We start from the raw sequence: 26,187 nt of genomic DNA on the forward strand, positions 1-26,187 counted from the left end.
AGTGGTTAGGAGAGACCTTCGATGCCCAAGAATCCGGTCGGTCACTGGAACAGCGCTTCCGGGTACGACGACTACCGCTCGAAGTACGACGCGGCGATGCGCGACGTCCCGGCCCCGGCGGCGGTGCACGACATTCGCACCGAGTTCGGCCTGGTCCGCGGGTACCGGTTCGCCGGCGCCCAGGGAAACCGCCATCCGCTGGTCCTGCTGCCGGGCACCTCGTCGGGCACGCCGGTGTGGGCCGACAACCTGAAGTCGCTGCTCGCGATCACCGACGTCTACGCGATCGACCTGCTCGGCGAGCCCGGGATGAGCATCCAGAGCAAGCCGATCACCTCCGACGCCGACAAGGCCGCCTGGCTGGACCAGACGCTGGCGGCCCTGCCGGAGAAGCGGTTCAACCTCCTCGGGCTGTCCATCGGCGGCTGGACCGCGATGAACCTCGCCGTCCGGCGCCCCGACCGGATCGCGACGGTCACCACCCTGGACGCGGTCTTCGTGTACGACGGGTTGCCGCTCGAGGTCGTGGTCCGCTCGCTGCCGGCCACGGTGAAGTGGCTGCCGCGGTCGTGGCGGGACAGCTTCAACTCCTACACCGCCGGCGGCAAGCCGGTCGAGCACATGCCGGTGGCCGACATGATCGAGTCCGGCATGAAGAACTACACGATGCGCCAGCCGCAGCCGCACCGGATCACCGAGGAGCAGCTGGCAGACCTGCCGATGCCGGTGCTCGCGATCATCGCCGGGCGTTCGGTGATGCATGACCCGGCGAAGGCCCGCAGTACCGCCGAGCGCGCATTGCGTACGAAGACCGTCGCGTTCTATCCGGACGCGTCGCACGCGGTCAACGGCGAGTACCCGGACCGGATCGCGAGCGACCTGCGCGGCTTCCTGGACACGCACGACACCCCATAACCACAAAGCTATGGGCGGCATAGAACGATCGGCCCGGTTCGCGGGTTAACCCGAGGGTTTTCCGCGATCCGATGCGAAATCCGGTGAGTCTTGGCAGCATCCGTTGGTAGCGATCGGTGATCCGCCCGTCGCTATCCGCCACCGATTCGGAGTGAGGCCCTCCATGTCGCATCGCCGTATCCTGACCAGCTTCGCGGGGCTCGCCGCCGCCGCGCTGGCCGTGCCCGCGTTGGCAGCGTCCCCCTCGACTGCCGCGCCGGCCACCGACCACACCGTCGCCACCGTCTCCACTGTCTCCACCGCTGCCACCCGGGCGGCCTACGTCGGCTCGCCGCAGGACGAAGCCGCCACCAAGGCGTTCTACGACGCCGTCATGAAGTCTGCGCGGGCCAAGATGGCGCAGCAGGCGAAGTCAGGCCGCAAGGTCACCGCGGTGACCGTCACGTACGCCGTCGACGCGCCGACGTTCGCGTCGCAGATCTCCTCCAGCACGCAGATCTGGAACTCGTCGGTGAGCAACGTGAAGCTCGTCGAGGGCAGCAACTACGACTTCTACTACACCGAGGGCAACGACCCCCGCGGTTCGTACGCGTCCACCGACGGCCACGGCGGCGGATACATCTTCATCGACTACGCGCAGTCCCAGCAGTACGACAAGACCCGCATCGTCGCCCACGAGACCGGCCACGTGCTCGGCCTGCCGGACCACTACTCCGGCCCGTGCTCCGAGCTGATGTCGGGCGGCGGCCCCGGCCCGTCCTGCACCAACCCCTACCCGGACTCGACCGAGCGCTCGAAGGTGAACCAGCTCTGGGCCAACGGCTTCGCCGCCGCCGGCACCTCGGCCTTCCACACCTCCAAGTAGTCCCCCGAATCCTCCGGCCCGGAGCCGCCCGGCAGGGGACGGCACCGGGCCGGAGCTTCTACTCTGAACCATGCGGAGATGGGCTGGGGCCGCGGCCGCGGCAGTCATCGGTACGTCGACACTGACCGGCTGCGGCGTGCCTCCGGGCGGGATCGTCGGTGTGGCAGTCGACACCCAAGGCAAGCCGTTGATCGTCGTCCAGATGTGCGAGGGCCACATCGACGGAGCGAGCATGTATCTGCGGGATCCACGTCCCGAGCCGGAGACGCCCCAGGACAAGGCCATGGGCCGCTGGGAGGTCACGCCGGCCGTAGCCGGGTTCTCGCAGTTCACGCTGACCGCCGGTGAGAACGGGTGGCGCCTCATCGGAACTCTCGAGCGCCGTGATCCGGCAACGCGGTACACGATCTACGGGTGGACGCATGACAACAGCTGGTCGGCGAGCCACGTGGAGTTCGCCGAGCAGGACCTCGCGCGGCTCGAACCCGGCACGGTGTGGGTCGGCACCGACAACGAGCGGCACATCGAGTCGCTGACCGACTTCCGGACGAAGACCTGCGAGCACTGACCGTGAGGACATAGGACGTACTACGACACGCCGGGAACCCGTCGATTCGCGCCGGTTCTCGCGAAGACTGGTGCGCATGAGATTCCGCCGAGCGGTGCTTGCGCTTCTCGTGATGGTTACGGCCTGTCTGACGTCTCCGGCGTACGGCGCAGGTCTGGAGGGACAGGCGATCCTGTCGCCCGGAACCGCGGGGTACAACTGTTTCCGGATCCCGGCCCTGGTGCGCGGGAACGACGGCACGCTCGTGGTGTTCGCCGAGGGCCGGAAGCCGACCTGTGGCGACCTCGGCACGCACGACGTCGTGATGGTGCGATCGACGGACGGCGGCGCGACCTGGAGCGCGCCGCAGGCCGTGCATGCGGGCGTGAACTCGACCGCGCACAACCCGGCCCCGATCGTCGACGCCGACACCGGCCGGATCACGTTGCTCACCACGCGCGACTACAACACGGTGTGGGCGCAGTACAGCGACGACAACTGGGCAACCTGGAGCGCACCGCGCGAGATCACCAGCAGCGTGAAGCTGCCGGAGTGGAGTAGCTACGCGACCGGCCCATCGCACGGCATCCAACTGCGACGCGGACCGCACGCCGGCCGGTTGGTCGTCGGCACGCACTACTCCACCACTGACGGCGACCACAAAGGCGGCGCCCTCGTCTACAGCGACGACAGCGGTACGACGTGGCACCTCGGAGCCCACGACAACTCCGCGGATCCGGCCCTCCGCGTCCAGGAGTTGTCCGTCTTCGAGCGCCCCGACGGCTCCCTGTTCGCCTTCGCCCGCGACGAAGGCGGCACCAACCCGTCCACGGTCGCGTCGGCCGTCTCGAGCGACGCCGGACAGACCTTCTCCACCGGCTTCCACGCCGACGCCGCCGAGCAGAGCCTCGCCGTACCGACCGTGCAGGCGTCGACGCTCGAGCTCAGGGCGACCGATCGGGGCGACCGCTACAACCGGGTGCTGCTCGCCACGGAGACCCGCCAAGGGACGACCCGGGAGAACCTGACGATCCGCTCCACCTTCAAGGGCGGCACGGAGTGGGTCGACCCCGGCGGCGGCACGGTCGTCTACAGCGGCATGGCGGCGTACACCGACATGACCCGGATCAGCGACAGCACCGTCGGTCTCGTCTACGAACGCGCCGCCAACTGGTCGCACGGGTACATCTGGTTCACGACCTTCACCGAGTCCGACCTCGGTCTGCCCGACGGCAACACCGCCGGCGTACCCACCACACCTGATGCCTCCGGCAACAACCTCGATGGCTACCTGCGCGGACCGGCGCCGGTGGCCGGCAAGTTCGGTACGGCGGTCTCGCTCGACGGTGCCGACGACTACGTGCAGCTCCCGTTCGCGGAGCAGCTCGCGGTGAGCAGCGGCGACTTCACCTGGACCGGCTGGTTCAAGTACGGCGCCAGCACCGCCGACCAGCCGCTGCTCTGGGCCTACAACCAGGGCGACGTCTACTCCCAGCTCTGGCTCCGCGCGGAACCGTCCAAGAACCGGCTGCGAGCTCTCGCCCAGAGTGGCGAGACCGCGATCACCCTGCAAACCAGCAAGCCCTACAACGACCAGGCCTGGCACCACTTCGCACTGAGCCGCCAAGGCAGCGCCTTCACCCTGTACGTCGACGGCGTGGCAGCAGCCAGCGCTACGGGCAGCATCGGATCGGTCAGCCCTAAGCGTCCGTTCCAGATCCACCTGGGGCAGCGCCTGGACGGCCTGCAGAACCTCAAGGGCGCGCTCGACGACTTCCGGCTCTACACACGCGCGTTGACGCCGACAGAGATCTCCGGGATTTACACCAGCAACGCGACGACGGCCCCCGGCTTACGGCTCAGATACCCGTTCTGACCGGGCCGGTCGAACCACGGACGACGAGTTCCGGGCGGAACAGGAACTCTGTATGGGGTGTGGTGTGGCCGCGGACCTCTTCCAGCAGGGACTGGACCGCGGCCAGGCCCATCGCATGCACAGGCTGGCGGATCGTGGTCATCGGCGGATCGGTGAACTCCATCATCGGCGCGTCGTCGTACCCGACCACCGAGACGTCCCCGGGCACGGTCAGACCGCGCTGCCGGGCGGCGCGGATGACGCCGAGCGCCATCATGTCCGAGCCACACACGACCGCGGTCACCCCGGCGTCCAGCAACTGCCGGCCGGCCGCCTCGCCGCCCTCGACACCGAACATGCTCAGCGCGACCATCGGATCCAGGTCCTCGTCCGGCAGGCCCAACTGGGCCTTCATCGACGTCCGGTACCCGGCCAGCTTCCGCTGGACGACGATGAACCGCTCCGGACCGGACGCGAACCCGATCCGGCGGTGCCCGAGGGCCACCAGGTGCGAGACCGCCAGCTCCATAGCGGCGTACTCGTCCGAGGACACGAACGGCGCCTCGACCGACGGCAGCCAGCCGTTCACGAACACCACCGGCAAGTGGCGCTCGACCAGCAACTGGTACCGCTCGTGGTCCGCGCCGGTGTCCGCGTGCAGGCCGGACACGAAGATGATTCCGGAGACGCCGCGCTCGAGCAGCATCTCGACGTACTCCTCCTCGGTCGCCCCGGACGGCGACTGCGTGCACAGCACCGGGGTGTACCCGCGCTGCGACAACGCCGACTCGATGACCTGCGCGAACGCCGGGAAGATCGGGTTGATCAGCTCCGGCATCACCAGCCCGATCAGCCCCGCCGACCGCCGCCGCAACCGCGACGGCCGCTCGAACCCGAGGACGTCGAGCGCGGTCAGGACCGACTGCTTGGTGTCGTCGGCCACCCCCGGCTTCCCGTTCAGCACTCGCGAGACCGTCGCCTCACTGACCCCCGCCTTGGCCGCGATGTCCGCCAGCCGTGCTCTGCTGCTCACGCCCGGCACTGTACCCAGCCACCTCTGACTTTTCAGCAAGATCCTGCAAGAACTTGCAGGCTGCACACGAGTGTCCACAGGGTGAACAGAACGGACACGTCACACGCCGTACACCTTGTCAGGACGAGCCGGGCCGGGCGAGGATAGGCGGACTCCCCCGGCCCGGGGGAACCTTTACTCGGATCGTCCGGCACGTTCCTGCCGGTGAAGGGAAAGAACAGTCATGGCTACTGTGTCGTTCAAGGCGGCAACCCGGATCTACCCCGGTGGTGACACCCCCGCCGTCGACAAGCTCAACCTCGAGATCGAGGACGGCGAGTTCATGGTGCTCGTCGGCCCGTCGGGTTGCGGCAAGTCCACCTCGCTCCGGATGCTCGCCGGCCTCGAAGAGGTCAACGAGGGTTCCATCTACATCGGCGACCGCGACGTCACGCACCGTCCGCCGAAGGAGCGGGACATCGCGATGGTGTTCCAGAACTACGCGCTCTACCCGCACATGTCGGTCGCGGACAACATGGGCTTCGCGCTGAAGATGCAGGGCGTCTCCAAGGAAGACCGCGCCAAGCGCGTCATGGAGGCCGCCAAGCTGCTGGGCCTGGAGGAGTACCTCGAGCGCAAGCCGAAGGCCCTCTCCGGTGGTCAGCGTCAGCGGGTCGCGATGGGTCGCGCGATCGTGCGTAACCCGCAGGTCTTCCTGATGGACGAGCCGCTGTCGAACCTCGACGCCAAGCTGCGGGTCCAGACCCGTACCCAGATCGCCGAGCTGCAGCAGCGTCTCGGCGTCACCACCGTCTACGTCACCCACGACCAGGTCGAGGCCATGACGATGGGCGACCGGGTCGCGGTGCTCAAGGACGGTCTGCTCCAGCAGGTCGACACCCCGCTGAACCTGTACGACAACCCGAAGAACAAGTTCGTCGCGGGCTTCATCGGCTCGCCGGCGATGAACCTGATCACCGCCGACATCACCGAGGGCGGCGCCAAGGTCGGCGACTACGTCATCCCGCTCCAGCGCAGCCTGCTGGAGAAGGCCGGCAGCGACAAGACCCTGACCGTCGGCGTTCGCCCGGAGGCCTTCAAGGTCGCCGACGAGGGCCTGCCGGTGAAGGTCGCCGTCGTCGAGGAGCTCGGCGCCGACGCGTACCTGTACGGGACGGCGGAGCACAACAACGAGCACCAGCAGATCGTGGCGCGGATCGACGCCCGGATGCCGGTCGAGAAGGGCTCGACGATCCGCCTGGCGGCGGTGCCGGACAAGCTGCACCTGTTCTCGACCTCCACCGAGGAGCGGCTCACCGCCTGATCCTCAGCAGTAGCTGTCCTACCGGCCCCGGGTGGTTCCGCCACCCGGGGCCGGTGGCTTGTCCAGCCGGTCCGCGGGGTTCATGTTGGTCTGCTTGAGCAGGTAGTGCGGGCGCTTCTTGGTCTCGTAGTAGATCCGGCCGATGTACTCGCCGATCACGCCGAGCATCACCATCTGCAGGCCGCCGAGCCCGACGATCGCGGCGATCAGTGTCACGTAGCCCGGCATGTCCACGCCGCGCACGATCGCGGCCACGAGCACCCACACGGCGTACCCGGCGGCGACCGCGGTCAGCAGCAGGCCGACGTAGATCGCCATCCGCAGCGGCTTGCTGTTGAACGACAGCAGCCCGTCGAACCCGTACTCCAGCAGGCGCCGGAACGTCCACCGGCTCTTGCGGTCCGGCGGCGCCTTCACGTTGTCGTACTCGAACAGGATCGACTCGAACCCGATCCAGGCGAACAGGCCCTTCGAGAACCGGTTGTACTCGTTCAGCTCGAGCAGCCCGTCGACCGCGCGCCGGGACAGCAGCCGGAAGTCGCCGACGCCGTCCACCAGCTCGACGTCGGCCCATTTGTTGATCAGCCAGTAGTACGCCCGCGCGAACAGCGTCCGGCTCGCCGGGTCGCCGGTCCGGTTGCGGCGCGCGATCACCTGGTCGAAGCCGCGCTCGTACTCCTCCAGCATCCGGCCGATCAGCTCCGGCGGGTGCTGCAGGTCGGCATCCATGATCACCACGGCGTCGCCGGTCGCGTACCGCAGACCGGCCAGCATCGCGGCTTCCTTGCCGAAGTTCCGGCTGAACGACAGGTACCGCACCGATTCGTCGCTCGCTGCCAACCCGACGAGTGCTTCGAGCGTCCCATCAGAACTACCGTCGTCGACATACACGATCTCGTACGGCCGCCCGGTCCCCGCGAGCTCGTGGCTGAGCGCCTGATGGAACCGCGAGATCACCTCGACCTCGTTGTAACACGGCACCACCAGACTCAACCGCATCGTTGTCTCCATCCGCCCCGCACGCCGACCGTGATGCGATTCTTGTCCATACCGGAACTACCCGCTAGCTTTGGCGACCGAGCGAGCGGAACGAAGGGGCGGCCAATGGTTTCCGAGGACAGTGCTGAGGGAGGGACTGTCCGGCGGCGATCGGCGTTGCTGCCGGCCGCCGTCGCAGCTGTCGTGGTGGCGGCGGTGTTCGCCGCCTCCGGAATCATCCGCGGTACCTTTCCCTTCGGTTCGCTGTCCCGCAGTACCAACGATCTTGGCACGCAGTACATCCCTTTCTTCGCCCACCTCTGGGACGTCCTGCACGGCCGGGCTCAGGGCGATCTGCTGTTCAACTGGCAGAGCGCCTTCGGCGTCGGCTTCCTCGCGGACGTCGGAGTCGATCTCGGCAGCCCATTGTCACTGCTCGTGGGTCTGTTCCCCCGGGACCAGATCGATCTCGCCGTCTACGTCGTCACCACCCTCAAGCTGAGTCTCGCCGCGGCCGCGATGGCCGCTGTACTTCTCTCGATGCGCCCGGGACCCCGCTGGGTTGCGGCGATCCTGGGTGTTTCGTACGGCGCGTGCGGCTGGGCACTCGACGACGGATCCTACGTGCCGATGTGGCTCGACGGCCTGATCGCCCTGCCGATGTTCTTCCTGGTCGCCGAGTGGTCACTGCGCCGTACCAACCGGCTGCTGAGTGTGCTGGTGGTGGCCGTCTTCTGGCTGTCCAACTTCTACACCGCCTACATGGCAACGATCGCGGCTGGGATCTACCTGCTCGCCCGGTTGCTCAGCAGCGACCTGAGCTGGTCGCTGCGCCTGCGGTCGGTCGTCCGGCACGGCGTCTCGTTCGCGCTCGGCATGGCGCTGGTCGCGCCCGTCCTGCTCCCGATCGTCACCACGAACCGGGCCGCAACGCCGTCCCCGTCCGGGATCTTCCACGCGTCGGCGATCGACCTGTTCCTGTCCCGGCTGCTGCCGCTGTCCGAGGGCGTCGGCCGGACCGCCAGCCTGTACGTCGGCACGATCGCGCTGCTGCTCGCGCTGACGATGCCGTTCAACAAGTTCGTCCCGTGGCGGGAGAAGGCGGTCTGGGTCGTCACGATCGTCGCTGTCGGCTGGTCGTTCCGCTGGGCGCCGACGCAGGAGTTCTGGCACGCGTTCGACACCCCGAACGGCAGCCAGTACCGCGAGGCGTTCGTGCTCTGCGGCCTGCTCGTCGCGGTCGCGTGGATCTCGGTCGCGCACAAGCTGCCCGGGCCGATCGCCCTGCTGGGCGGGGCGGCGCTGCTGGCGCTGATCGCCGTCCTGTCCGAGGGAAGCCCGCTGCTGACCGAGCACTGGCTGATCGTGCTGATCGCCTCCGGAGCGCTGACCGTGGCTGCGTTCGGCATCATCTGGACGTTGCGCCGGATCCCGGGAACCCGCCGTACCAAGTGGCCCGTCGCGGCGGCGTTCGGCGTACTGCTGGCGGTCGTCGCGGTGGAGACCACCTGGACCGCGGTGATCACCGACGTGCAGCGCTCGAAGGTGCTCAGCACGTCGGCCGCGCCGTGGGACGACAAGCAGACCGCGCGGTACGACGCGCTGCGCGACGCCGGCGGGTGGCCGGCGTACCGGACCGAGCCGGGGACGTCGATCACGCCGAACGATCCGATCCTGCTCGGCGGGCAGGGCGCCGGGCTGTACAGCAGCCTGCTGCCGCACTCGGTCAACCAGATGATGACCGAGCTCGGCTTCGGCTGGTCCGGGTACGGCCGCGCGGCCCACACGCTCGACAACCCGGCGACGGACGCGATCTTCTCGGTCGGCGCGCGGATGCGGCTGATCGGCGACGGCGCCCCGGAGATCGGCCGGGCGACGGTGCCGCCGCTGGTCACCGTACGGCGCCGGCTCGACGCCGCGGTGCCGCTCGACAACAACGCCCCGAACGCGTACGCCGCGCAGGAGCGGCTGCTCGGCAGCAAGGTGTACGAGGTCCCGGAGTACAAGGGCACGCGGTTCGCCAGCGGTGACGTCAAGCTGGTCGCGAAATGCGCGCCGGGCAGCTCGGCGTACCTGTTCATGCCGCGGGTCGGCGGCCGCGCCCGGCTCGCCGAAGGCCGCTGGTGGGAGCTGAGCTCGACGCGCCGGCCCGGCATCAACACCAGCAGCGCGATGGTCGGGCTCGGCACCGTGCCGGCCAACGGCATCGTGCTCATCGAGGTCAACTTCGGCGACGCCCCGCAGGGCATCCCGCCGCGCAACGCGATCGGTTGCCTCAGCCCTGCGGCGCTCCGCAAGGCAGTGAAGTCGTTGCGGGCGACCGGGGCGACCGACGTGAAGGCGAGCGGCCACTCGCTGCACGCGACCTTGCCCGCGGACAGCAAGGGCTGGGCCGTCATCGGCGTACCGAAGATCAGCGGCTGGACCTGCCGGGTCGCCGGCGGCAAACCGCAGACCCCGCGGAACTTCGGCGGTCTGATGGCCGTTCCGTTGACCGGTGCGGCGGACCGGGTCGACTGCACGTTCGTGCCGCCGGGGCTGCGCCGCGGGCTCGCGATCGGCGCGGCCGCCGCCGTGGCCACGCTCGGGATCGTGCTGATCGGCGCGGTACGACGGCGGCGGCGGACGACTAGTTGACGTCGCGGCGGTTGAAGACCCAGGCGCCGAGCAGGATCACGACCGCGGTGAGGGCCGCGAGGTACCACGCGCCATGCTCGAAGGACAGCGTTTTCTGCACGTAGTCGCAGGCGTAGCTGCCGTCGCCGCCGGCTTTGCATTCCGTCACGTAGTACTGCGCGTCGTGCCGCACGAAGGCGTCGAAGTTGAGCTTCACCAGCCACGGCTGGGCCTTCTCCAGGAACGCGGCGAACACGCCCTCGGCGAGCACCAGGTACGCCATCACGACACCGATCGCGGCGGCGGTGTGCCGGAGCAACAGGCCGACCACACAGCCGAGCGCAGCCGCCAGCGCGGTGGTCACCACGGCACGGCCCCCGATCGCGGCCAGGTCACCCCAGACCTTCCCCGTCGTACCGCCGGTGTCGCCCAGCTTGTCGACGATCAGGAACGTTCCGAACAGCACGACGCCCAGAACGACCGCGGCCACCGGTACGAACCCGGTCGCGGCGGCGAGCAGCTTGCTGCCGTACACCCGCAGCCGGCGCGGCTCGAACGTCAACCAGTTGCCGATGGCACCGGAGCTGAACTCCGCGCCGAGAAAACTGGCCCCGATCAGGAACGCCGCGAAGGCGAGGAAGTACGACGAACCCTGCAGCAGCTCCGGCGTGATCTGGCTGAACACGGTCTTCGGCTTGCCGAAGTCCTCCAGCCTGGGCTCCGGGTATGCGCACATGTCCTCGAGCTTCGGCTTCGGGTCGGGCTGCGTCTTCCAGTCCGCCTCGCACTGCTTGAGCGTCTCGTCGGCGTGCTCGACCCACTCGTGGTGCGCGATCTCGAACTGCTGCTGGGCCCGCTGCTGCTCCGCGGCCGACAACGGCCGCGCGTCGAACCAGGTGGCCACCAGCAGCAGGATCGTGATCAGGAACAGGCCGGCGAGACCGATCACCATCAACCGTCGCGCGGTCAGCCGCCGGAGCTCGACCTTGGTCAGCCGGATCATCGCAGCCCCTCACCTTCGGTCAGCTCCAGGAAGACTGACTCGAGATCGGCGCGGACCGGGACCAGTTCGGATACGTACAACTCCTGATGGGCCAGGCGCCGCGTCACGTCGGCCGGGTCGGGAGCGCCCTCGACGAGCAGGTACCTGCCGTCGGCGCGCACCGTCATACCGGACGCGGTCAGGATCCGGGTCGCGGCCTCGTGGTTGTCCACAGCAACCTTCACAGCCGCCGCCGTACCGCCGCCGATCACGTCGGCGACCGTGCCGGACGCGAGCAGCCGGCCGTGGCCGATGATCGACACGGTGTCGGCGACCTGCTCCACCTCGGCCAGAATGTGGCTGCTGACCAGCACTGTCTTCCCCTGCTCGCCGAGACCGCGCATGGTCTCGCGGATCTCCCGGATACCGGCCGGGTCCAGGCCGTTCGTCGGCTCGTCGAAGATCAGCAGGTCCGGCTCCTTGAGCAACGTGGCCGCGATCGCCAGGCGCTGCTTCATCCCCAGCGAGTACGACCGGAAGCGATCCCCGCCCCGCTCACCGAGCGACGTCTGCTCGAGCACCTCACCGACCCTCGCGCGCGGCGCGCCGATCGCCTCCGCGAGCAGCTCCAGGTTCTTCTCCCCCGTGAACGCCGGGAAGAACTTCGGCGACTCGACAATCGCCCCCACCCGCCCGACCACCTCCGGCAACCGCGCCGGCACCGGCTCGCCGAACACCGTCATCGTCCCCGCATCGGCCCGCACCAGCCCCAGCAACATCCGGATCGAGGTCGTCTTCCCCGACCCGTTGGGCCCGAGAAACCCGTGCACACCCCCAGCCGGCACCTCAAGATCCAGCCCCTGCACCGCCACCACCCTGCGCCCCCGCCGGGTCCGATACGTCTTACGCAACCCACGCGTACTGACGGCCACGTCGGACATCCACACCCCTCTCGTCGTTCAGCAGACGCACAGCGTCCCAGGTTTGTTCAGCAGAGGTGGTTGGGGGGTGGGGAGCCGGAGGCGGAGGTAGTGAAGGCGGAGGTGGATAGTCAGTCCCACGCGTGCTCCGCCGGTGCTTGCTTCGTCGCTGCGCTCCTCACCGCACGCGCTCCGCGCGCTCCCACCCACCCACCGGCTACCGCCGGCAGCGCCCGGCTGCCGCCGGGGTGGCGAGCTGGCGCTCGCAGCGCCTACTAGGTGGAGGTAGTGCCTGGCGCTGGGCTTGGTCGGTGGCGCTCGGCATGGTCGGTGGCGCAGGTGATCACCCCACACGCGCGACGCGATCCTTCCCGCGCTCTCGCGCTCGTGCTCAACGAGGCAGCGGTCCGGCCGACCATCAAGCACGACAGGTTGGAGGCCTGGGCAACCATCCGCCGCGTCGGCCGACGCTCGTGTCGATGTCCGAAGTCACCTGCGCAGACTCCACCTTCGAGCCAAGGCCTATCTCTGGCAGCAAAGCGCCTCCGCCGTCATACAGACGTCGCGGTTGCTGCGGCGCTTCGAGGTGGGTCACAGCCGCGTGCCAGCCCGACCCAGGACGCCGCACCGGCCGGTCGGTCTGGCCGGCTCGGCGGGTTGGGCGACGCCGCGGTGCAGATGCGGGCCACCCGGCTGACCGCGGCAGGGGAGCCAACCACCTGTGCTCCAGACTGCCTGGGACTTGTCCCGGAACTAAGGCCGGTCGCGGTCGGAGGCTGCTCTGCTGGTCGTTGGACCGTGGCGCAAGCGAGCGGTGGTCTGGCCGATCGCCGCGATCTGCCCGGCCAGTCGTGGATGGTTCTCCTGGAGATGCGGCTCGGCCTGTGCCAGTGGACCGAGCAGGGTGGTGGTGTCCGCGTCACCGAGTGCGGTGTGGATCTCGTCGGCGCGTTCTTGAGCGGCGGCGTCGAGTCCCTCGAGCGCGCTGACCTGTGAGGCCAGCCGTCGCAGGTCGGCGGCATTGGCGTGCGCCCATTGGGTGACCGCTCGTTGGCCGGCGCGACGGTCGCGGGCGGCCTGGATCCGCTGTTCTCCGGTCATTCCGGCGGGGTCGGCGCTGTGCGGGTTGACGCGTAGATAGCGGCGTTCGGCTGCCTGGCGACTGCCCACCCCGAGAGCGGGGGCGATCGCGGCCCAACTCGCGCCCTGGACGCGCGCCGCGCCGATGAGCAGCGGCTCCCAGGCGGCGAGCTGTTCCTGCAGGGCGCGAAGCTTGCTCAGCGCGGCCAGGATGTCCGTGGCGGCGACGGACCCCCTGGGCCTGGTCTCAGACGCGTCGCGGGTGAGCTGCTGCACGAATTCTTCCACGGTGGCGACAGCGGCCGCCGCGGACTGCGTGCCGCCTGCGCTCTCCGTACTCTCCGCGCGCTCTCTGTTCCCCGTCGTCCGGACTTCCTCCACATGACCACCTCCCTCACCAAGTATGTCATCGGTCAGATGACATTTCCTTCTTGTCATCCTTCCGTTGACATGCTAAAAGAGAAGTGCGTGTTGACACCACCGTTGAATCGACACTTCAGGAGGTGCAGGACGATGTTGATGCGCACAGACCCCTTCCGGGAGCTGGACCGGTTCGCCCAGCAGTTCTTCGGCAATCAGACACCGGGCACGTGGTCGCGTCCGACGCCGATGCCCATGGACGCCTACCGCCAAGACGACCAGTACGTGGTGTCCTTCGATCTGCCGGGAATCACCCCGGACGCGATCGATCTGGACGTGGAGCGCAACGTGCTGACGGTGAAGGCCGAGCGTCGCCCGCTCGAACTCGGCGAGGGCGTGGAGATGCAGGTTTCCGAGCGGCCGCTCGGGGTGTTCTCCCGGCAGCTGTTCCTCGGCGACACCTTGGACGCCGACCGCATCGAGGCGAGCTACGAGGCCGGCGTACTGACGCTGAAGATTCCGGTCGCCGAGCAGGCCAAGCCGCGCAAGATCGCGATCGCGAACACCGACAGCGGCCAGAGGCAGATCGACGCCTGACCACCGACCTGGCAGGCACTTCACAGCCGCGTGACGGCGATCCGACGCCGCCGTCACCGGCGGGCATTCGTCGATGAGGTGAGATCGATGAAGGCGACCGGCACACAGCCGACAGTCGACGAGGCCGAGGTCTTCGTGGACCTCGTGCTCAGCGACGACGAGCTGGTGCGTGCGGAGTTCGACGCTCTGGTCGCCGCCTGCTGGGAAGCGCCGTGCGAACCACCCACCCGGCGGCCCTGTCCATCCGTCGGAGCCTGGGCCGAGCGGCCATCACGCCGATGGTCGCGCCGGGTGGGCCTGCCACACGGCCACGTCCCCCGGCGGCGGCCACACGGCCGCCAGCGCGGCCCTCCGCCGCACCGAAGCACCTGCCTGAATCCCTGCAGGCACAGAGGAGGTGAGCAGACCGAAAGTCGACAGTGCCATTGAAGCCCGGTGATGCGGCCGCCCGCCCAGTCACATCTCGACCCGTGCGGCGGTGACCCGACGATCCGCCATCTGTCCTTCCAAGGACGTAATCTCCGGCGGGCCGCCGCATCACCTCGGCCCGATCCGACCCGGTACTCGAGGTTCACCACAAGCAGGGGGTGAGCGTGATGATCGACCGCGTGGCCCGTCGGCAGGATGCGGTGCGGTGGCTGCCGACGGAGCCTTTCGCGCACCTCGACGACATCCACCGCCGGATGAACCAGCTCATGCACAGACTCTCCATGTCGTCCTCACCGGGGACCGGGTGGACACCCGCGGTCGACCTCGACGACCCGGTCGATCCCGGCGAGCCGGGGCGGCCCGGCGGAGTACAGCCATGACTACGGCACCGATTCCCGACCTGTACGCCGTCCTCGGCGTGAGCCCTGACGCCACCGGCGACGACCTCGACCACGCCTTCCGCAGCCTCGTCCGCCAACTCCATCCCGACACCCGGACGCCGTCCGATCCGGACAACGCGGCCGACGAGCGCCTGCAGGACATCCTCGCCGCCTATGCCGGCCTGCGCGACCCTGTCCGCCGCGCCGCCTACGACCGCACCCGATCGGCAACCGCGAGCAACCCTCCCGGACCGCAACCAGATGTCCGCGAGCCTGCGACATCCGCGCGGATACGGGTCACACCCGACGTCCGGGTTGGGCCAGTGCACTGGCAACCGCCGGCCGGAGGAGGCGCCCATTGACGACCGCGCAACCTGCCGCGAAGCGGTCAACTCGCGATCAGGTCGAGGAGTGATCCGGCGATGAACAAGTACGCGGCGGCCCAGCGCAGCGGATGTGCAGGCTCCGCTCGATCCATGAGATGGGTGATGAACCGCGCCGGGAGGACCGGAAGATGCTGGATGAGGGCCCACAGCCACATCAGCGCGACCACGGCGGAGCGTCGTTGATCGGGCTCGGAGGTCAGCAGCGCGAAGACCGAACCTGACCAGAAGAGCAGAAGCGCCGGCACCGCTGCGAGCGGAAACGGTACGACCGGCATCAGAAACTTGAGGATGAGCATGGCCCCGCCGACTCCGACGAGCAGACCGAGGCAGGAGCCTCCGAACGCCCACCGCTGCACTCCGCCTCCGCCTCCGCCGGAATAGCGCCAGGCCACCTTCTCCTTCCTGGTCAAGTCATCGACAACGGCTGCTTCGACGTACGCACTGAGGATCGTCCGCCCGTGCCGGCAATCCCACTTGAGTGGATGCTCACCAGGAAGCGGGACGATCTGCACCCAACCCGTCTTGCTCACGACGCTGGCGGTACATGAACGGCAGATCAGGTCCCCGTCGAAGGCTTCGAACACGGTGTCCAGCAACGACTGATAGGTGTCGTCGTCGACGCCGGGGGGCGGCGTTCGCTCGGGCTGCCCAGCGGGCCGTACCACCAACTCGTCCACAGCTGCCCCCACCGGTCGCGGAACAACACCGTGAGCACGAGCAGCGCCACACCGATCAGTCAACGCCACGTACGCCGGCGTCTCCCCGATCGTCCGCCCATGCGGCCAACCTCTATCAGATCTGGGTGGCAGAGCACCGGATGCTGTTGCGGTCACGCCCCTTGGGCCGTCGGCCTGTTGAGCCTCACCGAGCAGCAAGGGCACCTCGGCGGACAGCATCCAAGTCGGCGTTCCGGGGCTGACCACCCCCATTCGACACATACCCCCAACCGGTATTGCCGGAGGGCTTGCATTCGATACCCGGAGGGGGTAACTTTCTGGGCGTGGAGATACCCCGGAGGGGTAGCTGAGGGCCAGGAAGAGGGTTGCGAGATGAGCACCGAGCAGACGCATGTGCACGGATACACCGCCGAGAAGAGCAGTCATCTGAAGCGGCTGCGGCGGATCGAGGGGCAGGTTCGTGGTCTGCAGCGGATGGTCGAGGAGGACAAGTACTGCATCGACATCCTGACCCAGGTGTCGGCGGCCACGAAGGCGTTGCAGTCCTTCTCGTTGGAGTTGCTCGACGAGCACCTGTCGCACTGCGTGGTCGAGGCCGCGCAGCGGGGCGGCCCGGAGGCCGACGAGAAGGTTCGGGAAGCCTCCGACGCGATCGCCCGTCTGGTCCGCAGCTGACGATCTCCCATCACATCCCGTTTCGAGCAAGGAGCATCGATATGAGCACCACGACGACCTACTCCGTCACCGGCATGACCTGCGGCCACTGCACTTCGGCCGTCACCGAGGAGATCAGCAAGCTCGTCGGTGTCCAGGACGTGAAGATCGACCTCGTCGCGGGCGGCACCTCCGCGGTGCACGTGACGAGTGAGTCCGCTCTCGACGAGGCCGCCGTGCGCGACGCCGTCGACGAGGCGGGCTACGAACTGGCGGCGTCGTGAGCCGGGCCGCCGCGCTCCGGCTCGGCGCGTTCGCCGGTGCGGTGGCGCTCGCCTTCGGGGCGGCGTTCGGCATCGGTTCCGCGATCGACCCGATCGCGGCGGCCGACGACAACTCCGCGGCACCGGCCCACGGAGAGGAGATGGGTGGTATGGAGCAGACCTCGGGACACGGTGGACACGACGGCGGCGGGCAGTTGCCCGGGCTGGCGGTGTCCGACGCCGGCTACACGTTCGCGCCGGCGAAGACGTCCTTCACATCCGGCGAGAAGTCCGAGCTGCGCTTCACGATCCAAGGACCGGACGGCAAACCGGTCACGCAGTACACCAAGACGCACGAGAAGGACCTGCACCTGATCGTGGTGCGGCGGGACCTGTCCGGGTTCCACCACGTGCACCCGACCATGGCGGCGGACGGGACGTGGAGCATCCCGTTCACGTTCACCGCCGGCGGCACCTGGCGGCTGTACGCCGACTTCCAGCCGGCCGGCCAGGACAGCACGATCACCCTCGGCACGGACGTGAACGTCGTCGGCATGTATGTCCCGGTCCCGGTCGCCGAACCGGCGAGCATCTACAGCTTCGACGGGTACGACGTGACGCTGCAGGGCACCCCAGTCGCCGGCAAGGAGTCGGAGCTGACGTTCACGGTGAGCCGTGGCGGAAAGCCCGTCACCGACCTGCAGCCGTACCTGGGCGCCTTCGGGCACCTGGTCTCGCTGCGCGGCGGCGACCTGGCCTACCTGCACAACCACCCGGCGGAGCACGCCGAGCCGGGGATGAAGGGCGGACCGTCGATCACGTTCGGTACGACGTTCCCGACCGCGGCGACGTACAGCCTGTTCCTGGACTTCCAGCACGGGGGCAAGGTGCACACCGCGGAGTTCACGGTGAAGGTGGGCGCCACGGGTACGACGATCGTCCCGCCCAAGGCAGTGCCCAGCGCAGCATCCAAGACCCCGGCGCACGCCGAGACACCGCACGGCCACTGAGAGGAGGCACTTCATCATGACCAGCACCGAGCCCGGTCAGTCCGTCGAACTCATCATCGGTGGCATGACGTGCGCCTCGTGCGCCGCCCGGGTGGAGAAGAAACTGAACCGGATGGAGGGCGTCACCGCGACCGTCAACTACGCCACCGAGAAGGCGAAGGTGACGTACGCCGACGGCATCTCGACCGACGACCTGGTCGCCACCGTCGAGAAGACCGGCTACAGCGCGAGCCTCCCGACACCGGCGGTCGAGCCGGCGGACGACGAGCCGGACGAGCTGAAACCGCTGCGGGAGCGGCTGATCGCGAGCATCGTGCTCGCCGTCCCGGTGATCGCGTTCGGAATGATCCCGGCGCTGCAGTTCGACTCGTGGCAGTGGGCGTCGCTGACGCTGGCGTTCCCGGTGGTGACGTGGGCGGCCTGGCCGTTCCACAAGGCGGCCTGGACCAACCTGCGGCATGGCGCCGCCACGATGGATACGCTGATCTCGCTGGGTGTGGTGAGCGCGTTCCTCTGGTCGCTGTACGCACTGTTCTTCGGCTCCGCGGGCGAGCCCGGTATGAAGATGCCGTTCACGCTGATCCCCTCGCGGGGCGGCGGCGCCGAAGAGATCTACCTCGAGGTCGCAGCCGGGGTGACCACGTTCATCCTGGCCGGCCGGTACTTCGAGGCGCGAGCCAAGCGCCGCTCGGGCGCGGCGCTGCGGGCCCTGCTCGAGCTCGGCGCGAAGGACGTCGCCGTCCTGCGGAACGGGACCGAGACCCGCATCCCGGCCGACCAGCTCGTCGTGGGTGACGAGTTCGTCGTCCGGCCGGGCGAGAAGATCGCGACCGACGGTGTGGTCGTGACCGGCAGCAGCGCGGTCGACGCGTCGATGCTGACCGGTGAGTCCGTGCCGGTCGAGGTCGGCGAAGGCGACGCGGTCGTCGGCGCGACAGTGAACGCCGGCGGCCGGCTGGTGGTGCGGGCGACCCGGGTCGGCGCGGACACGCAGCTGGCGCAGATGGCGCGGCTGGTCGAGGACGCCCAGAACGGGAAGGCCGCGGTCCAGCGGCTGGCCGACAAGGTGTCCGGGATCTTCGTCCCGATCGTGATCGGGCTGGCGCTCGCGACGCTCGGCTTCTGGCTCGGCAACGGTTCGCCGCTGGAGGTCGCGTTCACCGCCGCGGTCGCCGTACTGATCATCGCCTGCCCGTGTGCGCTGGGCCTGGCCACACCGACCGCGTTGATGGTCGGGACCGGCCGGGGCGCGCAGCTGGGCATCCTGATCAAGGGGCCGGAGGTCCTGGAGTCCACGCGGCGGGTGGACACCGTCGTACTGGACAAGACAGGCACCGTCACCACGGGCCGCATGGAGCTGGTCGACGTACTGCTGGCTCCGGGTCAGGACCGCGCCGAGGTACTGCGGTTGGCGGGGGCGCTCGAGCACTCGAGTGAGCACCCGATCGCGCAGGCCGTCGCCCGGGCCGCGGCCGCCGAGGGCAAGCTCCCCGACGTCGAGGAGTTCGGCAATGTCGAGGGCCTCGGTGTGCAGGGCATCGTCGACGGGCACGCCGTACTCGTCGGGAGGACGCGACTGCTGGAGGAGTGGAGCCAGTACCTGCCGGAGGAGCTCGCGCACGCGAAGGAGCACGCCGAGGCCGAAGGCAGTACGGCGGTGGCGGTCGGCTGGGACGGGCAGGCACGAGCTGTGCTGGTCGTCGCGGACACCGTGAAGCCCACGTCCGTCCAGGCGATCCGGGACCTGAAGGCGCTCGGGCTGCGCCCGGTGTTGCTGACCGGTGACAACGAAGCGGTGGCGACGAAGGTGGCCGGCGAGGTCGGCATCGACGAGGTGATCGCCGAAGTGCTGCCGGCCGGCAAGGTCGACGCAGTGAAGAAGCTGCAGGACGAGGGTCGCGTGGTCGCGATGGTCGGCGACGGCGTCAACGACGCGGCCGCGCTCGCCCAGGCCGACCTCGGCCTGAGCATGGGGACCGGTACGGACGTGGCGATCGAGGCGAGCGACCTGACGCTGGTGCGGGGCGACCTGCGCGCGGCCGCGGACGCCATCCGGCTGTCCCGCAGCACATTGCGCACGATCAAGGGCAACCTGTTCTGGGCCTTCGCCTACAACGTAGCCGCCCTCCCCCTGGCCGCGGCCGGCCTCCTCAACCCGATGCTGGCCGGCGCCGCGATGGCCTTCAGCTCGGTCTTCGTGGTCTCGAACAGCCTGCGGCTCCGGCGGTTCCGTCCGCTGGCCTGAACAAGCGCCGGGGTCAGTGGACAAGCAATACCTTGTTCCCTGACCCCGGCAAGTGTTCAGCGAACCCAGGCGGTGGCGTCGGACGGGAGGCGGCCGGCGTCCAGCGGGACACTGGAGATCAGCAGCTCGTCGTACGGCGGCAGGTCGATCGGGTCGGCGCTCAGGTTGACGATGCAGGTCAGGTTCTCCCGGCGGAACGTGAGTACGTCGGCGGGCGAGTCCAACCACGTCAGCGCCCCGTCGCCGAGCAGTGCGCGGCGGAGCTTCAAACCGCTGCGGTACAGAGAAAGCATCGAGTTCTGGTCGTGGAGCTGGGATTCGACCGTCAGGTTCTTCCAGTCCGCCGGCTGCGGCAACCACGGCGTACCACTGCCGAAGCCGAACGGCGGCTCCTTGCCCGACCACGGCAGGGGCACCCGGCAACCGTCACGGCCGCGGTCCGTACCCCCCGACCGCGCGAAGATCGGGTCCTGCAGTACGTCGTCGGGCAGGTCCTCGACCTCCGGCAACCCCAGCTCCTCGCCTTGGTAGACGTACAGTCCACCCGGCAGCGCCATCGCGAGCAGGGCGGCCGCGCGGGCGCGACGTTCACCCAGGACCAGGTCGGTACGCATCCCGTGCTTGCGGTCCTGATGCGAGAACGACGTGTCGGCACGGCCGTACTTCGTCACCGGCCGCGTCACGTCGTGGTTCGACAGCACCCACGTCGGCGGTGCGCCGATCGGGACGTGGGTGGACAGGGTCAGGTCGATCGACGCACGCAGCTCGCCGGCCTCCCACGGGCGGGACAGGAAGTCGAAGTTGAACGCGGTCTGCATCTCGTCCGGCCGCAGGTACAGCGCGAACCGCTCCTGGTCGGGCATCCACATCTCGCCGACGAAGAAGCGGTCGGCGTAGGCGTCGGAGACCCGCCGCCAGCCGCGGTACACCTCGTGCACCTCGTCGTGGTCGGTGTACGACTCCTCGACGCTGTCCAGGTCCTTGAACAGGACGGCGGCGCTGTCGATCCGGATGCCGTCGACGCCGCGGTCCAGCCAGAACCGGAGGATGTCGTGGAACTCCTCGACGACCTCGGGGTTGCGCCAATTGAAGTCGGGCTGCTCGGGCGCGAACAGGTGCAGGTACCACTCGCCGTCCTCGACCTGGGTCCAGGCGGGCCCGTTGAAGATCGACTGCCAGTCGTTGGGCGGTCCGTCGCCGCGGCCCGGGCGGAACAGGAAGCGTTCGCGTTCGGGTGAGCCCGGGCCGGCCAGGAGCGCCTGGACGAACCAGTCCTGCTGGTCCGAGCCGTGGTTCGGGACGATGTCGATGATCGTGCGGATGTTCAGCGCGTGCGCCTCGGCGATGTACGCCTCCGCCTCCGCGAGGGTGCCGAACGCCGGGTCGATCGCGCGGTAGTCGGCGACGTCGTACCCGCCGTCGGCCATCGGCGACGGGTACCACGGGTTCAGCCAGATCGCGTCGATCCCGAGCTCGGCCAGGTACGGCAGCTTCTGCCGCAGCCCGGCGAGATCGCCGATCCCGTCGTCGTTGCCGTCCGCGAAACTCCGCAGGTAGACCTGGTAGATCGCAGCGCCGCGCCACCATTCGTCGGCCATCGAATCTCCTAACCTTTCAGGCTTCCGGCCGTCAGACCGGCCGCTCTCCATCCCCGTCCGAGCGCAGCGAGGGCGGGTGCATTTCATCCCTTGAGACTTCCAGCCGTCAGGCCGGCCATGATGCTTGTTTGGAAAATGAAGAACACGAGGATGGTTGGCAGGCTGGCGATGACCAGGGAGGCGATCAGGACGTTCTGCGGCATCTGCGCCGACAGCGACGCGATGCCGACGCTGATCGACATCTTGTCCGTCTCCGGCAGCACCAGCAGCGGCCAGACGAAGTCCTTCCACACCGTCACCACGGACAGGATCGAGACCACGCCGATGATCGGCCGCGACACCGGCAGCACGATCGACCAGAGGATCCTGCCGGGCGACGCGCCGTCGATTTCCGCGGCCTCCAGGAGCTCGTGAGGGATCGAGTCGAAGAACCGCTTGAGCAGGAACACGAAGAACCCGTTCGCCGCCGCCGGCAACCAGATCGCCCACGGCGTGTTCAGCAGGTCCAGGTGCAGGACCGGCAGATCCTTCGCCACCAGGTACGTCGGCAGCAGCAGGACCATCGGCGGGATCATCAACGTCGCCAGCATCGCGCCGAGCACGAGCTTGCCGAGCACCGGCCGCAGCTTCGACAGCGCGTACGCCGCGGTGACGTCGACCGCCAGCGTGAACAGCCAGGCTCCCCCGGCGTACAGCGCGGTGTTCTTGAGGAAGACGCCCAGCTGAAGCTGGTCCCACGCCTCTTTGTAGACGCTGAAATCGGCCGACTTCGGGAAGAAGCTGGGTGGGATCTGCGCCAGCTCGTCGGGCGACTTGAGGGCGCCGCTGACCATCCAGAAGAACGGGAACACGAACGCCCCGGTGAAGCCGACGACCGTGACGATGAGGACCGTCCAGTAGATGATCCGGCCGTGCGGCGTCCGCAGCGCCAAAGGTGACACGAGGGTTCTCATCGCTCCGCCTCCTCACGCGACACCCGCAGATAGATCGTGGAGAACACCAGCAGGACGACCATCAACATCAGGCCGAGCGCGGAGCCGCCGCCGAAGTCGCCGAAGTTGAAGGCGTACTGGTACATCAGGTACGCGACGGTGACAGTCGCGTTCTCCGGGCCGCCGCCGGTGAGCAGGTACGGCTCGATGAAGACCTGCATGGTCGCGACGATCTGCAGCAGCAGCATCACCAGCAGGATCAGCTTGGTCTGCGGGATCGTCACGTGCCACACCCGCTTCAGGAGGCCCGCACCGTCCAGCTCCGCCGACTCGTACAGGTCACCCGGGATGCTCTGCAGCGCGGCGAGGTAGATCAGCGTGCCGGTGCCGAGATTCATCCAGGTCGACACGATCACCAGGCTGATGAGCGCCGTACTCGTGGAGTCCAGCCAGCTGAGCGGCGGGAGGTGCACCGCGTCGAGCGCCTGGTTGAAGAGACCGGATCCGGGGTCGTAGAACCACTTGAACAGCAGGACCGCGACGGCCGGCGGGAGCATCACCGGCAGGTAGACCACGAAGCGCAGGTACGCCTTCGCGTGCTTCAGCTCGTTCAGCACGACGGCCAGCACGAACGGTACGGCGTACCCGATCACCAGGGCGAGACCGCTGAACGCCGCGGTGTTCAGCCACGCGGACCGGAACGCCGGATCCGCCACCACGGTCCGGAAGTTGTCGAACCCGACCCACTCTCCCGGATCGACGAAGTTGTTCTGCTGGAAGCTCAGCACGATCTCCCGGATCATCGGATACCAGGAGAACAACGCGAAACAGATCAGGGCGGCGCACAAGAACCCGTACGCCGTGAGGTTCCGCCCCACCGCCCGCCGCAGCGCGCCGTGGTCGTCGGGTGATCGCGGGTCCGCCGCCCCCAGCGCCTGGGGACGACGGACACGCTCTTGTGTCACGGTCATTACGTGTTCTTCGCGAGGATCTTGTTGGCCTTGCCCTCGGCGTCACTCAGCAGCTTGTCGATGTCGGCGTCCTTGCGGGTCAGGACGGCGGACATCGCGACGTCGAGCACGGCGTACAGCTCCTGCGCCTTCGGCGGCTCGAGCTTGTTGGTGATGTTGCCCTGGGCACTGACGTACGGCGTGAAGTTGTCGACCGGGACGGTGGCGTACTGCTTCCGCAGCGCGTTGATCTCGTTGCCCGGGGCACTGTTCCCGTACAGGTCGGGGATCGGCAGCCCGACCGGACGGCCCTGCTCCTTCGACCGCGCGTAGTTGAACTGGCCTTGTCCCGGCGTCAGCTCGTGGAACTCCAGCCACAGCAGGCCGGCCTTGATCTTCTCCGGCGACGCCTTCGGGTTGAACATGTACCCGTCGCCGCCGCTGAGCGAGAACTTCCCGTCCGACTCCGGCACGGCCGTCACGCCGTAGTCCTCGAACTTGCCCTTGAAGTCGTTGTTCACCGACTGCACGACGTCCGGCGCGCCGATCATCATGCCGAGCTTGCCGCCGCCCATCATGCGCATCAGGTCCTCCCACTGCAGCAACTGCTTGCTGCCCATGGAGTTGTCGTCCCAGCGCATCCTCTTCAGGTTCTCCAGGACCGCCTTGCCCTCGTCGTTGTTGAACGCCGCGGTCTTGCCGTCGTCGCTGACCATCGACCCGCCGCGCGCGTACAGCGACGCGGCGAAGTGCCAGCCGCCGGTGTTGCCGGCCGAGTACTCACCGAACCCGACGTACCCCGGACCGAGCGCGGCGATCTTCTTCGCGGCCTCCCGAACCTCGTCCCAGGTCTTCGGCGGGTTGGCCGGGTCGAGACCGGCCTGGGTGAAGAGCTTGCGGTTGTAGACCAGGCCCATGTTGTAGTTGTTGCGCGGCAGGCCGTACGTCTTGTCCGTATTGTCATTGGCCTTGAAGACGCTCATCACGTCCTGGCGCAGGTCCTTGAGCTTGCCGACACTGCCGACGTACTGGCTGATGTCCGCGGCCTGCTTCTTGTCGATGATCTTCCGGACGTCGGTGTAGTAGACGTAGAAGAGGTCCTCCTGGGTCCCGCCGGCCAGCTTCGCCTGGAACGTGTCGGGGTTGATGCAGGGGAACGCGTCCTTGCCCTCGACCGTGATGTTCGGGTGCGCCTTCTGGAACGCGGCGACGTCCTCCTCCCAGGCCGCACGCTCCTTCGGGTTGCTCTTCGGCGGCTCACAGCCGACCGTGATCGTGACCGGGCCGTCGGCGGCCGGCGTCTTGTCTTCCCCCGAGCCGCAGGACGCGGCCACCAGCCCGAGTCCCGCAACCAGCAGCAGGCTGAGCCCGCGGCGCGTTGTCGTCATGTCCACCCTCTCCCTCGGATCGTGGGGCAACCGTAGGGAACTGGACGCATGAGCGCAATACTTCGATTTGAGATTGCAAAAACATGACTTCCTATGGGAGATTGCCTGGCGCAGGGCAAACGACAGCAGCCGCCGACCCGATGGGTCAGCGGCTGCCTGGTGGTGTGCGGTGCTAGATCCGGGCCCGGGCGGTGGAGGCGCGGACGACGAGCTCAGGTTCGAACAGGAGCTCGTCGGCAGGTACGGCGGCGCGCTCGATCAGCGCGACCAGCATGTCGACGGCGGCGCGGCCCATCGCGTCGATCGGCTGCCGGACGGTGGTCAGCGGCGGGTCGGTGCAGTTCATCATCGCGGAGTCGTCGTACCCGATCACCGAGACCTCGTCGGGGACACTCAGGCCCGCCCGGCGGACGGCGCGGATGGCTCCGAGCGCGAGGATGTCGCTGGCACAGACGATGCCGGTGACGCCGTTGGTGACCAGTTTGGTCGCAGCCGCGTGACCGCCCTCGAGCGAGAACATGGTGTGCTCGACCAGGTCCGGATCCGTCTCCTCCGCAGCCAGGAACGCCTCCAGCTTCCGCCGCGACGGGATGTGGTCACGCGGGCCGAGGACCATCCCGATCCGGCGGTGCCCGAGCGCGCGCAGGTGGCCGATCGCCATCTCGGCGGCGACATAGTCGTCCGACGAGACCTGCGGGAAGCCGAGGTGGTCGACGGCCGCGTTGACCAGCACGGTCGGCAGCTTTCGCTCCTGGATCAGCTCGTAGTGCTGGTGCGGCGCGTCCGCCTGTGCGTAGAACCCGCCGGCGAAGACGACCCCGGACACCTGCTGCTGAAGGAGCAGGTCCACGTAGTCGGCCTCGGACACGCCGCCGACCGTCCGGGTGCAGAGCAGGGACGTGAAGCCCTGCTGCGCGAGCGCCCCGCCGACGACCTCGGCGAACGCGGGGAAGATCGGGTTCTGCAACTCCGGCAGTACGAGCCCGACCAGCCGGGCCCGATCGCCTCTGAGCTGAGTCGGCCGCTCGTACCCGAGCACGTCCAGTGCGGTGAGCACGGCTTCGCGGGTCGCCTCGGACACGCCGGGCTTCCCGTTCAGCACGCGGCTGACGGTGGCTTCACTGACGCCGACCTTCTTGGCCACCTCTGCAAGTCGTCGTGTCATGACGCAAACTCTACGCCTCATCACGCAAGAATTTGCAAGCACTTGCGTACCTCGCTGAA

24 protein-coding genes are annotated in these 26,187 nt (G+C 68.4%); 13 read left to right on the forward strand and 11 right to left on the reverse strand.

The genetic code is table 11. From position 1 onward, the window contains the following. Positions 1 to 21: 21 nt before the first annotated feature. The 4 genes from AB0I12_RS25540 (at position 22) to AB0I12_RS25555 (ending at position 4,203) form a co-directional block, all read left to right on the forward strand. Positions 22 to 915, forward strand: coding sequence for an alpha/beta hydrolase (locus AB0I12_RS25540; protein ID WP_359934109.1), 894 nt, complete (start codon positions 22 to 24; stop codon positions 913 to 915). Positions 916 to 1,078: 163 nt separating this feature from the next. Beyond that, positions 1,079 to 1,780 carry a snapalysin gene (snpA, locus tag AB0I12_RS25545; protein WP_359934111.1) on the forward strand — a complete coding sequence of 234 codons (702 nt, stop codon included), beginning with the start codon at positions 1,079 to 1,081 and terminating at the stop codon, positions 1,778 to 1,780. A 70-nt stretch (positions 1,781 to 1,850) separates the two neighbouring features. Further along, a complete protein-coding gene (locus AB0I12_RS25550; RefSeq protein ID WP_359934113.1) occupies positions 1,851 to 2,348 on the forward strand; it encodes a hypothetical protein in 498 nt (165 codons plus the stop codon). Between the two features lie 76 nt (positions 2,349 to 2,424). After that, positions 2,425 to 4,203: a sialidase family protein gene (locus tag AB0I12_RS25555; protein ID WP_359934115.1), complete on the forward strand. Its 1,779-nt coding sequence runs from the start codon at positions 2,425 to 2,427 to the stop codon at positions 4,201 to 4,203. Here AB0I12_RS25555 and AB0I12_RS25560 read toward each other — a convergent pair. Beyond that, the gene (locus AB0I12_RS25560) at positions 4,187 to 5,215 is read right to left on the reverse strand and encodes a LacI family DNA-binding transcriptional regulator (protein WP_359934117.1); all 1,029 of its coding nucleotides are present in this window, start codon (positions 5,213 to 5,215) and stop codon (positions 4,187 to 4,189) included. The genes AB0I12_RS25555 and AB0I12_RS25560 overlap by 17 nt on opposite strands. Positions 5,216 to 5,438: 223 nt before the next feature. On the opposite strand from AB0I12_RS25560, the gene ugpC reads away from it, so the two are divergent. Next, positions 5,439 to 6,518 (forward strand): sn-glycerol-3-phosphate ABC transporter ATP-binding protein UgpC, encoded by a 1,080-nt coding sequence (ugpC, locus tag AB0I12_RS25565; protein WP_359934119.1) that lies wholly within the window; start codon positions 5,439 to 5,441, stop codon positions 6,516 to 6,518. Positions 6,519 to 6,536: 18 nt separating this feature from the next. Here the strand turns inward: ugpC and AB0I12_RS25570 are convergent, their stop codons facing one another. Then, a complete protein-coding gene (locus tag AB0I12_RS25570) occupies positions 6,537 to 7,517 on the reverse strand; it encodes a glycosyltransferase family 2 protein (protein ID WP_359934121.1) in 981 nt (326 codons plus the stop codon). Positions 7,518 to 7,622: 105 nt separating this feature from the next. Here AB0I12_RS25570 and AB0I12_RS25575 point away from each other — a divergent pair, with 105 nt between their 5' ends. After that, a complete protein-coding gene (locus AB0I12_RS25575; protein ID WP_359934123.1) occupies positions 7,623 to 10,133 on the forward strand; it encodes a YfhO family protein in 2,511 nt (836 codons plus the stop codon). Here AB0I12_RS25575 and AB0I12_RS25580 read toward each other — a convergent pair. The 3 genes from AB0I12_RS25580 to AB0I12_RS25590 form a co-directional block, all read right to left on the reverse strand. Then, positions 10,126 to 11,115: an ABC transporter permease subunit gene (locus AB0I12_RS25580; RefSeq protein WP_359934125.1), complete on the reverse strand. Its 990-nt coding sequence runs from the start codon at positions 11,113 to 11,115 to the stop codon at positions 10,126 to 10,128. The two genes, AB0I12_RS25575 and AB0I12_RS25580, sit on opposite strands and share 8 nt — an antisense overlap. Further along, positions 11,112 to 11,960, reverse strand: coding sequence for an ATP-binding cassette domain-containing protein (locus AB0I12_RS25585; protein ID WP_359934127.1), 849 nt, complete (start codon positions 11,958 to 11,960; stop codon positions 11,112 to 11,114). The genes AB0I12_RS25580 and AB0I12_RS25585 overlap by 4 nt, the downstream gene beginning before the upstream one ends. Before the next feature lie 807 nt (positions 11,961 to 12,767). Further along, positions 12,768 to 13,475, reverse strand: coding sequence for a hypothetical protein (locus tag AB0I12_RS25590; RefSeq protein ID WP_359934129.1), 708 nt, complete (start codon positions 13,473 to 13,475; stop codon positions 12,768 to 12,770). Between the two features lie 132 nt (positions 13,476 to 13,607). Here AB0I12_RS25590 and AB0I12_RS25595 point away from each other — a divergent pair, with 132 nt between their 5' ends. The 3 genes from AB0I12_RS25595 (at position 13,608) to AB0I12_RS25605 (ending at position 15,222) form a co-directional block, all read left to right on the forward strand. Beyond that, positions 13,608 to 14,051 (forward strand): Hsp20/alpha crystallin family protein, encoded by a 444-nt coding sequence (locus tag AB0I12_RS25595; RefSeq protein ID WP_359934131.1) that lies wholly within the window; start codon positions 13,608 to 13,610, stop codon positions 14,049 to 14,051. Between the two features lie 596 nt (positions 14,052 to 14,647). Further along, positions 14,648 to 14,860, forward strand: coding sequence for a hypothetical protein (locus AB0I12_RS25600; protein WP_359934133.1), 213 nt, complete (start codon positions 14,648 to 14,650; stop codon positions 14,858 to 14,860). After that, the gene (locus AB0I12_RS25605; RefSeq protein WP_359934135.1) at positions 14,857 to 15,222 is read left to right on the forward strand and encodes a J domain-containing protein; all 366 of its coding nucleotides are present in this window, start codon (positions 14,857 to 14,859) and stop codon (positions 15,220 to 15,222) included. The genes AB0I12_RS25600 and AB0I12_RS25605 overlap by 4 nt, the downstream gene beginning before the upstream one ends. Positions 15,223 to 15,248: 26 nt before the next feature. Here the strand turns inward: AB0I12_RS25605 and AB0I12_RS25610 are convergent, their stop codons facing one another. Next, the gene (locus AB0I12_RS25610) at positions 15,249 to 15,842 is read right to left on the reverse strand and encodes a hypothetical protein (protein WP_359934137.1); all 594 of its coding nucleotides are present in this window, start codon (positions 15,840 to 15,842) and stop codon (positions 15,249 to 15,251) included. A gap of 474 nt (positions 15,843 to 16,316) precedes the next feature. Between AB0I12_RS25610 and AB0I12_RS25615 the strand changes: the two genes are divergently transcribed. The 4 genes from AB0I12_RS25615 to AB0I12_RS25630 are packed head-to-tail and all read left to right on the forward strand — an operon-like array spanning position 16,317 to position 20,095. Further along, on the forward strand, positions 16,317 to 16,598 hold the full coding sequence (locus AB0I12_RS25615; RefSeq protein ID WP_355696401.1) for a metal-sensitive transcriptional regulator: 282 nt from the start codon (positions 16,317 to 16,319) through the stop codon (positions 16,596 to 16,598). Between the two features lie 41 nt (positions 16,599 to 16,639). Then, positions 16,640 to 16,861, forward strand: a complete 222-nt coding sequence (locus AB0I12_RS25620; protein WP_167203226.1) for a heavy-metal-associated domain-containing protein — start codon at positions 16,640 to 16,642, stop codon at positions 16,859 to 16,861. Continuing rightward, positions 16,858 to 17,850, forward strand: coding sequence for a hypothetical protein (locus tag AB0I12_RS25625; RefSeq protein WP_359934139.1), 993 nt, complete (start codon positions 16,858 to 16,860; stop codon positions 17,848 to 17,850). Before AB0I12_RS25620 ends, AB0I12_RS25625 begins: the two co-directional genes overlap by 4 nt. A 16-nt stretch (positions 17,851 to 17,866) precedes the next feature. Next, positions 17,867 to 20,095, forward strand: a complete 2,229-nt coding sequence (locus AB0I12_RS25630; RefSeq protein ID WP_359934141.1) for a heavy metal translocating P-type ATPase — start codon at positions 17,867 to 17,869, stop codon at positions 20,093 to 20,095. Between the two features lie 56 nt (positions 20,096 to 20,151). Here the strand turns inward: AB0I12_RS25630 and AB0I12_RS25635 are convergent, their stop codons facing one another. From AB0I12_RS25635 to AB0I12_RS25655, 5 genes are all read right to left on the reverse strand, one after another. Then, positions 20,152 to 21,693 carry a glycoside hydrolase family 13 protein gene (locus AB0I12_RS25635; RefSeq protein WP_359934143.1) on the reverse strand — a complete coding sequence of 514 codons (1,542 nt, stop codon included), beginning with the start codon at positions 21,691 to 21,693 and terminating at the stop codon, positions 20,152 to 20,154. A gap of 83 nt (positions 21,694 to 21,776) precedes the next feature. Further along, positions 21,777 to 22,646 (reverse strand): carbohydrate ABC transporter permease, encoded by an 870-nt coding sequence (locus AB0I12_RS25640; RefSeq protein ID WP_359934145.1) that lies wholly within the window; start codon positions 22,644 to 22,646, stop codon positions 21,777 to 21,779. Beyond that, complete coding sequence (locus AB0I12_RS25645) at positions 22,643 to 23,596, reverse strand: sugar ABC transporter permease (RefSeq protein WP_359934147.1); 954 nt, start codon at positions 23,594 to 23,596, stop codon at positions 22,643 to 22,645. Before AB0I12_RS25645 ends, AB0I12_RS25640 begins: the two co-directional genes overlap by 4 nt. Beyond that, entirely contained in the window at positions 23,596 to 24,963 is a 1,368-nt protein-coding gene (locus AB0I12_RS25650; RefSeq protein ID WP_359934149.1) for an extracellular solute-binding protein, read from the reverse strand. The genes AB0I12_RS25645 and AB0I12_RS25650 overlap by 1 nt, the downstream gene beginning before the upstream one ends. 172 nt (positions 24,964 to 25,135) lie before the next feature. Next, positions 25,136 to 26,128 (reverse strand): LacI family DNA-binding transcriptional regulator, encoded by a 993-nt coding sequence (locus AB0I12_RS25655; RefSeq protein WP_359934151.1) that lies wholly within the window; start codon positions 26,126 to 26,128, stop codon positions 25,136 to 25,138. Positions 26,129 to 26,187: the final 59 nt, after the last annotated feature.

It is taken from the genome of Kribbella sp. NPDC050459 (genome assembly GCF_040655315.1).
Lineage (GTDB): Bacteria > Actinomycetota > Actinomycetes > Propionibacteriales > Kribbellaceae > Kribbella.

Excerpts from the sequence above, each read along its gene's own strand:
- AB0I12_RS25645 (WP_359934147.1), bottom strand. The coding sequence starts at position 23,596 with ATGACCGTGACACAAGAGCGTGTCCGTCGTCCCCAGGCGCTGGGGGCG.
- ugpC (WP_359934119.1), top strand. The coding sequence starts at position 5,439 with ATGGCTACTGTGTCGTTCAAGGCGGCAACCCGGATCTACCCCGGTGGT.
- AB0I12_RS25595 (WP_359934131.1), top strand. The coding sequence starts at position 13,608 with ATGTTGATGCGCACAGACCCCTTCCGGGAGCTGGACCGGTTCGCCCAG.
- AB0I12_RS25575 (WP_359934123.1), top strand. The coding sequence starts at position 7,623 with ATGGTTTCCGAGGACAGTGCTGAGGGAGGGACTGTCCGGCGGCGATCG.
- AB0I12_RS25630 (WP_359934141.1), top strand. The coding sequence starts at position 17,867 with ATGACCAGCACCGAGCCCGGTCAGTCCGTCGAACTCATCATCGGTGGC.
- AB0I12_RS25640 (WP_359934145.1), bottom strand. The coding sequence starts at position 22,646 with ATGAGAACCCTCGTGTCACCTTTGGCGCTGCGGACGCCGCACGGCCGG.
- snpA (WP_359934111.1), top strand. The coding sequence starts at position 1,079 with ATGTCGCATCGCCGTATCCTGACCAGCTTCGCGGGGCTCGCCGCCGCC.
- AB0I12_RS25605 (WP_359934135.1), top strand. The coding sequence starts at position 14,857 with ATGACTACGGCACCGATTCCCGACCTGTACGCCGTCCTCGGCGTGAGC.
- AB0I12_RS25655 (WP_359934151.1), bottom strand. The coding sequence starts at position 26,128 with ATGACACGACGACTTGCAGAGGTGGCCAAGAAGGTCGGCGTCAGTGAA.
- AB0I12_RS25555 (WP_359934115.1), top strand. The coding sequence starts at position 2,425 with ATGAGATTCCGCCGAGCGGTGCTTGCGCTTCTCGTGATGGTTACGGCC.
- AB0I12_RS25650 (WP_359934149.1), bottom strand. The coding sequence starts at position 24,963 with ATGACGACAACGCGCCGCGGGCTCAGCCTGCTGCTGGTTGCGGGACTC.
- AB0I12_RS25580 (WP_359934125.1), bottom strand. The coding sequence starts at position 11,115 with ATGATCCGGCTGACCAAGGTCGAGCTCCGGCGGCTGACCGCGCGACGG.
- AB0I12_RS25620 (WP_167203226.1), top strand. The coding sequence starts at position 16,640 with ATGAGCACCACGACGACCTACTCCGTCACCGGCATGACCTGCGGCCAC.
- AB0I12_RS25635 (WP_359934143.1), bottom strand. The coding sequence starts at position 21,693 with ATGGCCGACGAATGGTGGCGCGGCGCTGCGATCTACCAGGTCTACCTG.
- AB0I12_RS25550 (WP_359934113.1), top strand. The coding sequence starts at position 1,851 with ATGCGGAGATGGGCTGGGGCCGCGGCCGCGGCAGTCATCGGTACGTCG.
- AB0I12_RS25570 (WP_359934121.1), bottom strand. The coding sequence starts at position 7,517 with ATGCGGTTGAGTCTGGTGGTGCCGTGTTACAACGAGGTCGAGGTGATC.
- AB0I12_RS25540 (WP_359934109.1), top strand. The coding sequence starts at position 22 with ATGCCCAAGAATCCGGTCGGTCACTGGAACAGCGCTTCCGGGTACGAC.
- AB0I12_RS25600 (WP_359934133.1), top strand. The coding sequence starts at position 14,648 with ATGATCGACCGCGTGGCCCGTCGGCAGGATGCGGTGCGGTGGCTGCCG.